General features: G+C 65.4%; 12 protein-coding genes. All 12 read left to right on the forward strand.

Annotation, left to right across the window (positions count from 1 at the left end):
- The first annotated feature begins 69 nt into the window (after positions 1–69).
- The 12 genes from IEV87_RS01145 (at position 70) to IEV87_RS01200 (ending at position 12,197) form a co-directional block, all read left to right on the forward strand.
- Entirely contained in the window at positions 70–1,086 is a 1,017-nt protein-coding gene (locus tag IEV87_RS01145; RefSeq protein ID WP_188475799.1) for a DNA-directed RNA polymerase subunit alpha, read from the forward strand.
- A gap of 146 nt (positions 1,087–1,232) precedes the next feature.
- Positions 1,233–1,652, forward strand: a complete 420-nt coding sequence (rplQ, locus tag IEV87_RS01150) for a 50S ribosomal protein L17 (RefSeq protein WP_188475800.1) — start codon at positions 1,233–1,235, stop codon at positions 1,650–1,652.
- Positions 1,653–1,767: 115 nt separating this feature from the next.
- The gene (locus IEV87_RS01155; RefSeq protein ID WP_188475801.1) at positions 1,768–3,159 is read left to right on the forward strand and encodes a trypsin-like peptidase domain-containing protein; all 1,392 of its coding nucleotides are present in this window, start codon (positions 1,768–1,770) and stop codon (positions 3,157–3,159) included.
- Entirely contained in the window at positions 3,159–4,454 is a 1,296-nt protein-coding gene (locus tag IEV87_RS01160) for a replication-associated recombination protein A (protein ID WP_188475802.1), read from the forward strand. Before IEV87_RS01155 ends, IEV87_RS01160 begins: the two co-directional genes overlap by 1 nt.
- A gap of 175 nt (positions 4,455–4,629) precedes the next feature.
- Positions 4,630–5,004 carry a fluoride efflux transporter CrcB gene (gene crcB / locus IEV87_RS01165; protein ID WP_188475803.1) on the forward strand — a complete coding sequence of 125 codons (375 nt, stop codon included), beginning with the start codon at positions 4,630–4,632 and terminating at the stop codon, positions 5,002–5,004.
- Positions 5,001–6,044: an RluA family pseudouridine synthase gene (locus IEV87_RS01170; protein WP_188475804.1), complete on the forward strand. Its 1,044-nt coding sequence runs from the start codon at positions 5,001–5,003 to the stop codon at positions 6,042–6,044. Before crcB ends, IEV87_RS01170 begins: the two co-directional genes overlap by 4 nt.
- Entirely contained in the window at positions 6,041–6,712 is a 672-nt protein-coding gene (locus tag IEV87_RS01175; protein ID WP_188475805.1) for an HAD-IA family hydrolase, read from the forward strand. The genes IEV87_RS01170 and IEV87_RS01175 overlap by 4 nt, the downstream gene beginning before the upstream one ends.
- Positions 6,709–7,419, forward strand: a complete 711-nt coding sequence (locus IEV87_RS01180; RefSeq protein ID WP_188475806.1) for an ATP12 family chaperone protein — start codon at positions 6,709–6,711, stop codon at positions 7,417–7,419. Before IEV87_RS01175 ends, IEV87_RS01180 begins: the two co-directional genes overlap by 4 nt.
- 247 nt (positions 7,420–7,666) lie before the next feature.
- Entirely contained in the window at positions 7,667–8,686 is a 1,020-nt protein-coding gene (locus tag IEV87_RS01185) for an amino acid ABC transporter substrate-binding protein (RefSeq protein ID WP_188475807.1), read from the forward strand.
- 135 nt (positions 8,687–8,821) lie between these two features.
- The gene (locus tag IEV87_RS01190) at positions 8,822–10,078 is read left to right on the forward strand and encodes an amino acid ABC transporter permease (protein ID WP_188475808.1); all 1,257 of its coding nucleotides are present in this window, start codon (positions 8,822–8,824) and stop codon (positions 10,076–10,078) included.
- A 1-nt stretch (position 10,079) separates the two neighbouring features.
- Positions 10,080–11,393, forward strand: coding sequence for an amino acid ABC transporter permease (locus IEV87_RS01195; protein ID WP_188475809.1), 1,314 nt, complete (start codon positions 10,080–10,082; stop codon positions 11,391–11,393).
- Between the two features lie 12 nt (positions 11,394–11,405).
- Positions 11,406–12,197, forward strand: a complete 792-nt coding sequence (locus tag IEV87_RS01200; RefSeq protein WP_269902638.1) for an amino acid ABC transporter ATP-binding protein — start codon at positions 11,406–11,408, stop codon at positions 12,195–12,197.
- Positions 12,198–12,225 lie beyond the last annotated feature (28 nt).

Genomic DNA, 12,225 nt, shown 5'->3' on the forward strand with positions numbered 1-12,225 from the left:
TGCCGTCATTTTACCTCGGGGGTTCCGTTTCTAGGACATGGGAAACGGGACGAGCATGGAGGGACGAACATGATCCACAAGAACTGGGCAGAACTGATCAAGCCGACCCAGCTTGACGTCAAACCGGGCTTCGACCCGTCGCGGCAGGCCACTGTCGTCGCCGAACCGCTGGAACGCGGCTTCGGTCTGACGCTTGGCAACGCGCTGCGGCGTGTGCTGATGTCGTCGCTTCAGGGCGCGGCCATTACTTCCGTGCAGATCGACAACGTGCTGCATGAATTCTCCTCCATCGCCGGTGTGCGCGAGGACGTGACCGACGTGGTGCTGAACCTCAAGGGCGTGAGCCTGCGGATGGAAGTCGAGGGGCCGAAGCGCCTGTCGATCAACGCCAAGGGTCCGGGCGCCGTGACCGCCGCCGACATTTCGGAAAGCGCCGGCATCGAGGTGCTGAACAAGGATCACGTGATCTGCCACCTGGACGAGGGCGCATCCCTGTTCATGGAGCTGACCGTGAACACCGGCAAGGGCTATGTCCCCGCCGACCGCAACAAGCCCGAGGACGCCCCGATCGGCCTGATCCCGATCGACGCGATCTATTCGCCGATCAAGAAGGTCTCCTACGACGTGCAGCCGACCCGTGAGGGGCAGGTGCTGGACTATGACAAGCTGACCATGAAGATTGAAACCGATGGGTCCATCACGCCGGACGATGCCGTGGCCTATGCCGCACGCATTCTGCAGGACCAGCTGTCGATCTTCGTCAACTTCGACGAGCCGGAGTCGGCCTCGCGCCAGGACGACGACGACGGGCTGGAGTTCAACCCGCTGCTGCTCAAGAAAGTCGACGAGCTGGAGCTTTCGGTGCGGTCTGCGAACTGCCTGAAGAACGACAACATCGTCTACATCGGCGACCTGATCCAGAAGACCGAAGCGGAGATGCTGCGCACCCCGAACTTCGGCCGCAAGTCCCTGAACGAGATCAAGGAAGTGCTCTCGGGCATGGGCCTGCACCTCGGCATGGATGTCGAAGACTGGCCGCCCGACAACATCGAAGACCTGGCCAAGAAGTTCGAAGACCAGTTCTGATATTCGGAGGGTTCACCCCCTCCCTCACCCTCCCCCTGACAGGGGAGGGGACTACCGGGCGAAAGCCCCAAGGAGAGCGGCTCCATGCGCAGGACCGCCGGACAAAGCAAAACCGCTCGTAGAGGGCACCTGATTGGAGAAAGAAAATGCGTCACGCACGTGGCTATCGCCGCCTGAACCGGACCCATGAACACCGCAAGTCGATGTTCTCGAACATGTCCGCCTCGCTCATCGAACATGAGCAGATCAAGACCACCCTGCCGAAAGCCAAGGAACTCCGCCCGATCGTGGAGAAGCTGGTGACCCTGGCGAAGAAGGGCGACCTGCATTCCCGCCGCGTTGCAGCGTCGCGGATCAAGCAGGACGAGGCCGTCAAGAAGCTGTTCGAAGTCCTCGGCCCCCGTTATGCCGAGCGTAACGGCGGCTATATCCGGATCATGAAGGCCGGGTTCCGCTATGGCGACATGGCGCCCATGGCGATCATCGAATTCGTCGACCGCGACACCGCTGCCAAGGGTGCCGGCGACAAGGCGCGCGTTGCCGCCGAAGAGGCCGGCGAGGAATAATCGCGCCGCGACCCCGGATTACGAAGGCCCCTGCCATGGCGGGGGCCTTTTGCGTTCCGATGGTCTTCGGTCTGGCGCTTGCATTCCCTGCGGCCGGTTTGCATATCCTTCGGGCATGAAGACGCTGCTCTCCGCCCTTGTCGCCCTCGCGCTGACGCTGCCCCTGCCGGTGTCCGGCGAAGGGCTGATCCCGCGCAGCCGGGCACAGATATCGCTCAGCTTCGCCCCGGTGGTGAAACAGGCTGCGCCCGCTGTGGTCAACATCTACGCCCGCCGGGTGGTCGAGACACGGTCTTCTCCCTTTGCCGACGATCCGTTCTTCCGCGACTTCTTCCAGAACTTCGGCCCGGCGCGGCCCAAGGTACAGAATTCGCTCGGCTCGGGGGTGGTGCTGTCGGGGGACGGGATCGTCGTGTCGAACTACCACGTGGTCGCCCAGGCGGAGGATATCCGCGTCGTACTGAATGACCGGCGCGAATTCTCGGGCAAGGTGCTGCTGGCGGATGCGGAGGCCGACCTTGCCGTGATTCAGCTGGATCAGGCCCCGGGCGACATGACGCATCTGGAGATGCGCGACAGCGATTCCGTCGAGGTGGGTGAGCTTGTGCTCGCCATCGGCAACCCGTTCGGCGTGGGACAGACGGTATCCTCTGGCATCGTCTCGGGGCTGGCGCGTTCGGGTGCGGCCATGGGCAACGGGCGGGGCTATTTCATCCAGACCGACGCGCCGATCAATCCGGGCAATTCGGGCGGGGCGCTGATCGACATGAACGGGGACCTGATCGGGGTGAACACTTCGATCCTCAGCCGGTCGGGCGGGTCCAACGGCATCGGATTCGCCATTCCGGCCAAGCTGGTCGCACAGTTCGTCGCCCAGGCCCGGGCCGGGGAGACGCGGTTCCAGCGCCCCTGGGCCGGTATGTCGGGGCAGGAGGTCGACGCGGCCATGGCCGAGACGCTTGGCCTGCCCGTGCCGGGCGGGGTCATCGTCGCGCATCTGCATCCCGACAGCCCCTTCGCGGCCGCCGGTGTCGCGGTCGGGGACGTGATCCGGTCGGTCGATGGCGTGGCTGTGAACACCCCGCCCGAGATGATCTTTCGCATGTCCGTCGCCGGGCTCGGCGCGAAGGCGCGGGTCGGCTATTTCCGCGACGGCCGCGACCGGGAGGTCACCGTCCGTCTGATCGGCGCGCCGGAGGTGCCGCCGCGCAATCCGCTTACCACCGGGCGGGACAGTCCGATCCCGGGGCTGGCGCTGGAAACGGTGAACCCGGCTGTGGCGACCGAAAAAGGGCTCGACCCCGATACGACCGGGGTGCTCATCACCGATGCCGGTCCGCTCGGGCCCCGGATCGGGCTGCTGGCGGGGGACGTGGTGCAGCAGGTGAACGGTCAGACGGTCACCGACAGTGCGGGACTGGAACAGGCGCTGGCGACGGCGCTGCGCCGGCTGGACATCGGGCTGCTGAGAGGCGGGCGGCAGCTGAGCCTCCGCCTGCGGCTCTGATGCCCGACCTTTTCGACCAGTCGGCGGAGGCGCCGCGCCCGCTGGCGGACCGGCTGAGACCCCGAACGCTGGCCGAGGTCATCGGTCAGCAGCAGGTGCTGGGGCCGGAGGCGCCGCTTGGCATCATGCTGGCCTCGGGCTCCCTGTCGTCGCTGATCCTCTGGGGGCCGCCGGGGGTGGGCAAGACCACCATCGCGCGGTTGCTGGCGGATGAGACCGATCTTGAGTTCGTTCAGATCTCGGCGATCTTCACCGGGGTCGCGGACTTGAAGAAGGTGTTCGAAACCGCCCGGCAGCGCCGCCGTGCCGGGATGGGGACGCTTCTGTTCGTCGACGAAATCCACCGGTTCAACAAGGCACAGCAGGACGGGTTCCTGCCGCATATGGAAGACGGAACGATCCTTCTGGTCGGCGCGACGACCGAGAACCCGTCGTTCGAGCTGAACGCCGCCCTTCTCAGCCGGTCACAGGTGCTGGTGCTGGAACGGCTTGGAGAGGCGGACCTTGAAAAGCTGCTGGCCCGGGCGGAGACGGAGATCGGCCGCGCGCTGCCGCTCGATCCCGACGCGCGTTCGGCCCTCAGGGACATGGCGGACGGGGACGGGCGCGCGCTGCTCAACCTGGTGGAGCAGGTGGCGGCGTGGAAGACCGGCGCGCCGCTGGACCGGGAGGCGCTGTCGGCGCGCCTGATGCGGCGGGCGGCGAAGTACGACAAGTCGGGGGAAGAGCATTACAACCTCATCTCAGCCCTGCACAAATCGGTGCGCGGGTCGGACCCGGATGCGGCGCTCTACTGGTTTGCGCGGATGCTCGCGGGGGGCGAGGACCCTCGTTTCCTGGCCCGCCGCATCACCCGAATGGCGGTCGAGGACATCGGCCTTGCCGATCCGCAGGCGCAGACCCACTGTCTTGACGCCTGGCAGGTCTACGAACGGCTCGGCTCTCCCGAAGGGGAACTGGCGCTGGCGCAGGCGCTGGTCTATCTGGCGCTCGCGCCGAAATCCAATGCGACCTACGTGGCCTACAAGGGGGCGGTGGCGCTGGCGCGGAAGACGGGCAGCGCGATGCCGCCCAAGCACATCCTGAACGCGCCGACCGGCATGATGAAGGATCAGGGCTACGGCGCGGGTTATGCCTATGACCACGACGCGGAGGACGGATTTTCGGGGCAGAACTACTTCCCCGACGGCGTACCGCGTCCGGACCTTTACCAGCCGGTCGAGCGTGGGTTCGAGCGGGAGCTCAAGAAGCGGTTGGACTATTTCGCGAAGCTGCGGGCGAAGCGGGGGGCGTAATCGGTCAGCCAAGAACGGGTCATCCTCGGGCCCGACCCGAGGATCTCGTGGGGGAGGAGATCCTCCGGCCAAGCCGGAGGATGCCGGTGTGCGGGGTGACGCAGGGCTTGGTTACGTAGGCCCTGCCCGCGCCTCGCACATTGACTCCGCCTTCGTCCGGGGCCATGACGCGGCCATGATCCAGACCCTTGCATATGTGGCCCTTGGCGGGGCCGTCGGCGCTTCGGCCCGCTACCTTACGGGGGTGGCGGCGATACGCGTCATGGGGCCGGGGTTTCCCTGGGGGACGCTGACGGTGAACGTCGTCGGCTCCTTTGTCATGGGGGCGGTCGTGGTGCTGCTGGCGCATCTGTCGGCGACCCGGTTTGCGCCGTTCCTGATGACCGGTGTGCTGGGCGGGTTCACCACCTTCTCGGCCTTTTCGCTGGATGCGGTGACGCTCTGGGAACGCGGGGCGGTGACGCAGGCGGCGGTTTACACGGGCGCGTCCGTCGTTCTGTCGCTGACGGCGCTGGTGGCCGGGCTGGCACTCGCGAGGGCGCTGACATGAGCGGCGTGCAGATGATCACCGTGGCCGAGGCGGATGCCGGACAGCGGCTGGACCGCTGGCTTCGGGGGCTGTTTCCGCAGGTCACGCAGGGCCGGATCGAAAAGATGTGCCGCAAGGGTGACCTGCGCATCGACAAGGGACGGGTCAAGTCCTCGGCCCGGCTTGAGGCGGGGCAGGTCGTGCGGGTGCCGCCGATCCCGGATGCAGAAGCGCCTGAACCGGAGAAACCTTCTGCCGTGTCCGAAGAGGACGCGCGGATGATCCAGGCGTGCGTGCTCTGGAAGGACGACCACGTGATCGCGCTGAACAAGCCGCCGGGCCTGCCGACGCAAGGCGGCAGCAAGCAACTGCGCCACGTCGACGGGATGTCCGAGGCACTGCGCTTCGGGGCGGAGGAAAAGCCGCGGCTGGTGCATCGGCTGGACAAGGATACCTCGGGCGTCCTGCTTCTGGCGCGGACGCGGCAGGCCGCGCAGGCGCTGACAGCAGCGCTGCGGCACAAGGAAACGCGCAAGATCTACTGGGCGCTCGTCGCCGGTGTGCCGACCCCCTACCTTGGTGAGATCCGCTTCGGGCTGGTCAAGGCGCCGGGCCATGGCCGCTCGGGCGAGGGCGAGAAGATGATCGCCGTGCATCCGCGCGAGATGAACGACACCCCGGGCGCGAAGCGGGCGCATACGCTTTACGCGACGCTCTACCGGGTGGCGGGGCGCGCGTCCTGGGTGGCGATGGAGCCGCTGACGGGGCGGACGCACCAACTGCGCGCCCATATGGCCGAGATCGGGCATCCGATCATCGGTGACGGCAAGTACGGCGGTTCGGGGCAGGAGAACATGGGTGACGGATGGGGCGCGCAGCTTGGCGGCGTGATCTCAAAGAAGCTGCACCTGCACGCGCGGTCGATGACTTTCGAACATCCCGTGACCCGCAAGCCGGTGACAGTGACCGCTCCGCTGCCCGAGCATATGGCGCAGAGCTGGGAAACGCTTGGCTGGGCCGAAGACATTGCAGCCGACGACCCGTTCGAGAGCCTCAGATGACCCGGCTGGCGATCTTCGACGTGGACGGCACGCTGGTGGACAGCCAGGGGGACATTGTCGCCTCCATGACCGGGGCATTCCAGGCGGTCGGCTTGCCGGTGCCCGCGCGGGCGGCGATCCTGTCCATCGTCGGACTGTCGCTGGATCACGCCATGGTGCGGCTGGCACCGGAAGCGGATACGGCGACCCACGACCGGATGGTCGCGGCCTACAAGGCGCATTACCAGGAGCTACGGGTGAAGGCGGGCGCAGCCTCAAGCCCGCTCTACCCCGGTATCCGGGAGGCGGTGGAGGCTCTGGCCGCGCGTGACGACACCGTGCTTGCGATCGCGACGGGGAAGTCGCGGCGCGGTCTGCTGGCTCTGCTCGAGAACCACGGCTGGTCAGGGTTATTCGCCTCTGTCCAAGTGGCGGACGACCATCCGTCCAAACCGCATCCCTCCATGCTGTTCACCGCGCTCGCGGAAACCGGCGTTACGGCAGAGCGGGCGGTGATGATCGGCGACACGACCTATGACATGGACATGGCGGGGGCGGCGGGGCTGTCGTTCTTGGGCGTCGACTGGGGCTATCACCCCCCGGCGCTGCTGACCGGCGCGGCGGAGATCCTGAGCGCGGCGGCGCAGATCCCGGACGCGGTGCTTCGGCTGACGGGGGAACCGGCATGAGCGAATGGGCGGCCCGCAGGTTCTGGAAAGCCGCGGCGGTCACCGAGGGGCCGGAGGGGTTCGGCATCGCCCTGGACGGGCGGGGCGTGCGGACCCCGGCGAAGGCACCGCTGATCGTGCCGACCCGCGCGCTTGCCGAGGCGATCGCGGCGGAATGGGCCGCGCAGGGCGACACCGTCGATCCGCGCACCATGCCGGCGACGCGCGGGGCCAATGCAGCCATCGACAAGGTGGCCGTGCAGCACGCGGAAGTCGCCGACATGCTGGCGGCCTACGGGGACAGCGACCTGCTCTGCTACCGGGCGGATGCGCCCGACGAACTGGTCGCACGGCAAGCGGAGGGCTGGGACCCGATGCTGGACTGGGCGGCAGAGACCTACGGCGCACGGCTTGAGACCCGCACCGGTATCATGCATGACCCGCAGCCCGCGTCGGCGCTGGCACGGCTCGCGGCCGAGGTGCACGGGATGACGGCTTTCGAACTGGCGGCGTTTCACGACCTCGTCAGCCTGTCGGGGTCGCTGGTCCTTGGCCTCGCGGCGACGCGGAATGCCGAGTCGGCTGAACGGCTGTGGGACCTGTCGCGGATCGACGAGGTCTGGCAGGCAGAGCAGTGGGGCGCGGACGAGGACGCCGAACAGGCGGCCGCGGTCAAACGGGAATCGTTTCTGAATGCGAAACGATTTTATGACGCCAGCCGGGTCTGAGCGCCGAAAGTATAGGTCTGGCACGGTTTTTTTGACCGGCTGGTCCGGTTGCGCCCAAATCGCGGCTTATTGACTCAAGGTCACCGGCGTATCGTTTGAATTTGTTGATGTTACCCTTGACCGTCCGGAATGAATCCCGCCAAACTCCCGCCATGCTGAAGGGGAGGATACCCAACAGTGTCATTGCGGCCCCCACGGGCCGTCGAACCGCCCGGCCTTACGGGTGGACAAACAGGAAGAGGTTAACATGAAAAAATCCGTGTTTTTTGGCGCACTGACCGTCGCCGGTCTGGCCGCCGGTGCGGCTGCCGCTGCGACGCTCGATGACGTGAAGGCGCGCGGCAAGCTGAACTGCGGTGTTGCCACCGGCGTTCCGGGCTTCGCAGCGCCGGACGCAGCGGGCGAGTGGGCCGGCTTTGACGTCGCGGTCTGCCGCGCTGTCGCCGCCGCCATCTTCAACGACCCCAAGGCGGTCGAATTCATTCCGACCACCGGCAAGACCCGCTTCACCGCGCTCGCCTCGGGCGAAATCGACATGCTGGCCCGGAACACCACCTGGACCTTCTCGCGCGATACGGACCTCAAGTTCGATTTCGTCGGCGTGAACTACTATGACGGTCAGGGCTTCATCGTTCCCAAGGCTCTGGGCGTGTCCTCGGCCAAGGAACTGGACGGCGCAACCGTCTGCATCCAGACCGGCACCACGACCGAGCTGAACCTGGCGGACTTCTTCCGCATCAACAACATCAGCTACGAGCCGGTTCCGATCGAAACCAACGCCGAGGCGCAGCAGCAGTACCTCGCCGGTGCCTGCGACACCTACACCACCGACGCGTCGGGCCTTGCCGCGACCCGTTCGACCTTCGAAGCGCCGGGCGACCATGTCATCCTGCCCGAAATCATCTCGAAAGAGCCGCTCGGTCCGCTGGTCCGTCATGGCGACAGCGAATGGGGCGATATCGTCCGCTGGACCTTCAACGCGCTGGTCGCGGCTGAAGAATACGGCGTGACCTCGGCCAACGTCGCGGAAATGTCCTCCGCTCCGGGCGACAACCCGGAAGTGAACCGCCTGCTCGGCACCGAGGGCGACCTCGGCGCGATGATCGGTCTGGACGCCGCCTGGGCGAAGAACGCGATTGCCGCCGTCGGCAACTACGGCGAAATCTTCGAGGCAACGATCGGCGAAAGCACCCCGATCGGCCTCGCGCGGGGGCTGAACGCCCAGTACACCAACGGTGGCCTGCTCTACGCTCCGCCGTTCCGCTAAGACTGACAGGGAAGGGCGCGGCACAGACCGCGCCCTTCCTCTTTCTGTCGCCTCGCAGAAGCAGGGCGGCACAATCACCGGCCACCGACGCAACGACGTCATCAGAAGAACGGGCCGGAGAACGGGGAAGACCAAATGACCACTCTCACCGACCCGCCGGCGGAGTCGTTCAAGCTGTCGATGCTGGTCTACGATACCCGGTATCGTGCGATCACCTTCCAGATCCTGGCCCTGCTGGCCTTTCTGACGCTCATCGGCTGGCTGATCAACAACACCGCGCAGAACCTCGCCGATCTTGGCAAGGAACCGTCCTTCGCGTTTCTCTACGCGCCGGCCGGCTATGACATCAACCAGACGCTGATCGCCTACAACAACCAGGATCCGCATATCCGCGCGGCCTTCGTCGGGCTGCTGAACACCTTGCTTGTGGCGTTCCTGGGCTGTGTCACAGCGACCATCCTCGGTGTTCTTGTCGGTGTTCTCAGGTTGTCGAACAACTGGCTGATCGCGCGGCTGATGACGGTCTATGTGGAAATGTTCCGCAACGTGCCGGTGCTGATGTGGATCGTGCTCTGCATGGCCATCCTGATCGAAAGCCTTCCCGCGCCTTCGGCTTTCCGGGGGGACGATGCGACGTCGTCCATGGCGCTGTTCGACAGCGTGGCGGTGACGAACCGGGGGGTCTATGTGCCCGAGCCGCTGTTCTCGCGCGGGCTTGGCGACATTTCCGTCGGCGGCTATTTCGAGATCAGCCTCGACCTGATCGCCTTCCTTGTCGTGCTGGGCGGGGGCATTTTCGTGTCCCGCCAGATCGCACGGCGGGCGGATGCACAGCAGGAGGCGACGGGGGTCAGGCCGAAGACCTGGTACCTGCGGCTCGGTGCCGTCGTGGTTCCGCTGCTGGTGCTGATGGTCGCGCTCGGCTTCCATCTGGGCCTGCCGGAGCTGAAGGGCTTCAACTTCCAGGGCGGGACCTACATGCGGAACTCCCTGATCGCGCTCTGGCTGGCGCTGTCGCTTTATACGGCGGCCTTCATCGCGGAGAACGTGCGGGCCGGTATCCTCGCCATCTCCAAGGGACAGACAGAGGCCGCGGCGGCCCTTGGCCTGCGGCCGCGCCGGATCACCTCGCTGGTGATTCTGCCGCAGGCGCTCAGGGTCATCATACCGCCGCTGATCTCACAGTACCTGAACCTGACCAAAAACTCCTCGCTGGCCATCGCGGTCGGCTACATGGACATTACCGGGACCCTGATGGGGATCACGCTGAACCAGACGGGGCGCGAACTTGAGACCGTGCTTCTGGGGATGCTGATCTATCTGACCATCTCGCTGCTGATCTCGGCGGTGATGAACTGGTACAACTCCCGCGTCAAACTGGTGGAGCGGTAACATGAGCGACACACATGCAGAAACGGTCGCCTTCGTCCGCGAAACCATGCTGCCACAGAAGGCGCCGCCGGCCTCGACCGTCGGGCCGCTTGGCTGGGCCAAGGCGAACCTGTTCTCAAGCTACGTGAACGGGGCACTGACGATCCTGTCCGCCGCCTTCATCGTCTTCGTGCTGTACGAAATCCTACCCTGGCTGATCTCTCCGACATGGGAAGGCACGTCGCTGACCAACTGCCGCGAGCTGCTCGCCGCTGCGGGGGATGACCGGGGGGCGTGCTGGGGCGTGATCCGCGAACGCTGGCAACAGCTGATGTTCGGTTTCTACCCGAGGACGGAATACTGGCGGCCGGTGCTGACCTTCATCTTCCTGCTGGTGGCCATCGCGCCGATCCTGTTTGCGCAGTTCGTGCCGGCCAAGGTTGCCTATTTCTCGGCGCTGTTCCCGTTCATCGCGGTCTGGCTGCTCTGGGGCGGGACGATCTGGGGGCCGGTGCTCGCGCTGCTCGGCTTCGTCGTCGGCTTCGTCGTCTTCCGCTACGCGTCCAGGGCGATCGCTCCGGCGCTGGCGCTGGCGGCGGGCGTGGTCGCGGCCATCATCTGGTGGTCGGTCATCACACCCTTCGTGGAGCCCGACCTGTCGCGTATCCTGCCGATCGGCATCCGGTCGGTGCAGAGCCGGGAGTTCGGCGGCTTCATGCTGTCGATCACCATCGGGGTCACGGCGATCATGTGTTCGCTGCCGATCGGCATCCTGCTGGCGCTTGGCCGCCAGTCGGACCTGCCGCTGGTGAAATCCATCTGCGTCGGCTTCATCGAGTTCATCCGGGGCGTTCCGCTCATCACGCTGCTGTTCGTGGCGTCGGTGCTGCTGAACATCTTTCTGCCGCCGGGCACGAACTTCGACATCATCCTGAGGGTGATGATCATGGTGACGCTGTTCGCCGCGGCCTACATGGCCGAGGTGATCCGCGGCGGGCTCGCCGCGCTGCCGAAGGGTCAGTACGAGGGGGCGGATTCGCTCGGCCTCGACTACTGGCAGGCGCAGCGGCTGATCATCATGCCTCAGGCGCTGAAGATTTCGATCCCGGGCATCGTGTCGACCTTCATCGGGGTGTTCAAGGACACCACGCTGGTGTCGATCATCTCGATGTTCGACCCGATCGGGCTGTCCAACGCGATCCGCGCCGACACCGCCTGGAACGGCGTTTACTGGGAGCTGTTCATCTTCATCGGCTTCGTCTTCTTCGTCTTCTGTTTCTCCATGTCCCGGTACTCCATGTACCTTGAGCGCAAGCTCAATACCGGCCACCGCTAAGGGAGCATTCCTATGTCCGATCTGGCAATTGAGCGCGAAGTCGACCGTTCGCAGATGAAAGTCAGCGACGAGGTCGCCATCGAAATCGTCAACATGAACAAGTGGTACGGGACCTTCCACGTGCTGCGCGACATCAACCTGACCGTGAACCGGGGCGAACGGATCGTCATCGCGGGGCCTTCGGGGTCCGGCAAATCGACGATGATCCGCTGCATCAACCGGCTTGAGGAACATCAGGCCGGCCGCATCGTCGTGGACGGGACGGAGCTGACCTCTGATCTCAAGAACATCGACAAGATCCGGTCCGAGGTGGGCATGTGCTTCCAGCACTTCAACCTCTTCCCGCATCTGACGATCCTCGAGAACTGCACGCTCGCCCCGATCTGGGTTCGCAAGATCCCGAAGAAGGATGCCGAGGCGACGGCGATGCATTTCCTGGAAAAGGTGAAGATCCCCGACCAGGCCCTGAAGTATCCGGGCCAGCTTTCGGGCGGTCAGCAGCAGCGGGTGGCAATTGCCCGGTCGCTCTGCATGAAGCCGCGGATCATGCTGTTCGACGAACCGACCTCCGCTCTCGACCCCGAGATGATCAAGGAGGTGCTCGACACCATGATCGAGCTTGCCGAGGAGGGGATGACCATGCTCTGCGTGACGCACGAGATGGGCTTTGCCCGTCAGGTGGCGAACCGGGTGATCTTCATGGATCAGGGCCAGATCGTGGAACAGAACGAACCGGAAGAGTTCTTCAACAACCCGAAGAGCGAACGGACCAAGCTGTTCCTGAGCCAGATTCTCGGGCACTGATCCTTTCGGTGGTAGCGGAAGGGGCTGC

This window comes from Primorskyibacter flagellatus (assembly GCF_014638275.1).
GTDB lineage: Bacteria > Pseudomonadota > Alphaproteobacteria > Rhodobacterales > Rhodobacteraceae > Pseudooceanicola > Pseudooceanicola flagellatus_A.

Excerpts from the sequence above, each read along its gene's own strand:
- IEV87_RS01195 (WP_188475809.1), top strand. The coding sequence starts at position 10,080 with ATGAGCGACACACATGCAGAAACGGTCGCCTTCGTCCGCGAAACCATG.
- IEV87_RS01200 (WP_269902638.1), top strand. The coding sequence starts at position 11,406 with ATGTCCGATCTGGCAATTGAGCGCGAAGTCGACCGTTCGCAGATGAAA.
- IEV87_RS01190 (WP_188475808.1), top strand. The coding sequence starts at position 8,822 with ATGACCACTCTCACCGACCCGCCGGCGGAGTCGTTCAAGCTGTCGATG.
- IEV87_RS01145 (WP_188475799.1), top strand. The coding sequence starts at position 70 with ATGATCCACAAGAACTGGGCAGAACTGATCAAGCCGACCCAGCTTGAC.
- IEV87_RS01180 (WP_188475806.1), top strand. The coding sequence starts at position 6,709 with ATGAGCGAATGGGCGGCCCGCAGGTTCTGGAAAGCCGCGGCGGTCACC.
- IEV87_RS01170 (WP_188475804.1), top strand. The coding sequence starts at position 5,001 with ATGAGCGGCGTGCAGATGATCACCGTGGCCGAGGCGGATGCCGGACAG.
- IEV87_RS01175 (WP_188475805.1), top strand. The coding sequence starts at position 6,041 with ATGACCCGGCTGGCGATCTTCGACGTGGACGGCACGCTGGTGGACAGC.
- IEV87_RS01160 (WP_188475802.1), top strand. The coding sequence starts at position 3,159 with ATGCCCGACCTTTTCGACCAGTCGGCGGAGGCGCCGCGCCCGCTGGCG.
- IEV87_RS01155 (WP_188475801.1), top strand. The coding sequence starts at position 1,768 with ATGAAGACGCTGCTCTCCGCCCTTGTCGCCCTCGCGCTGACGCTGCCC.
- crcB (WP_188475803.1), top strand. The coding sequence starts at position 4,630 with ATGATCCAGACCCTTGCATATGTGGCCCTTGGCGGGGCCGTCGGCGCT.
- rplQ (WP_188475800.1), top strand. The coding sequence starts at position 1,233 with ATGCGTCACGCACGTGGCTATCGCCGCCTGAACCGGACCCATGAACAC.
- IEV87_RS01185 (WP_188475807.1), top strand. The coding sequence starts at position 7,667 with ATGAAAAAATCCGTGTTTTTTGGCGCACTGACCGTCGCCGGTCTGGCC.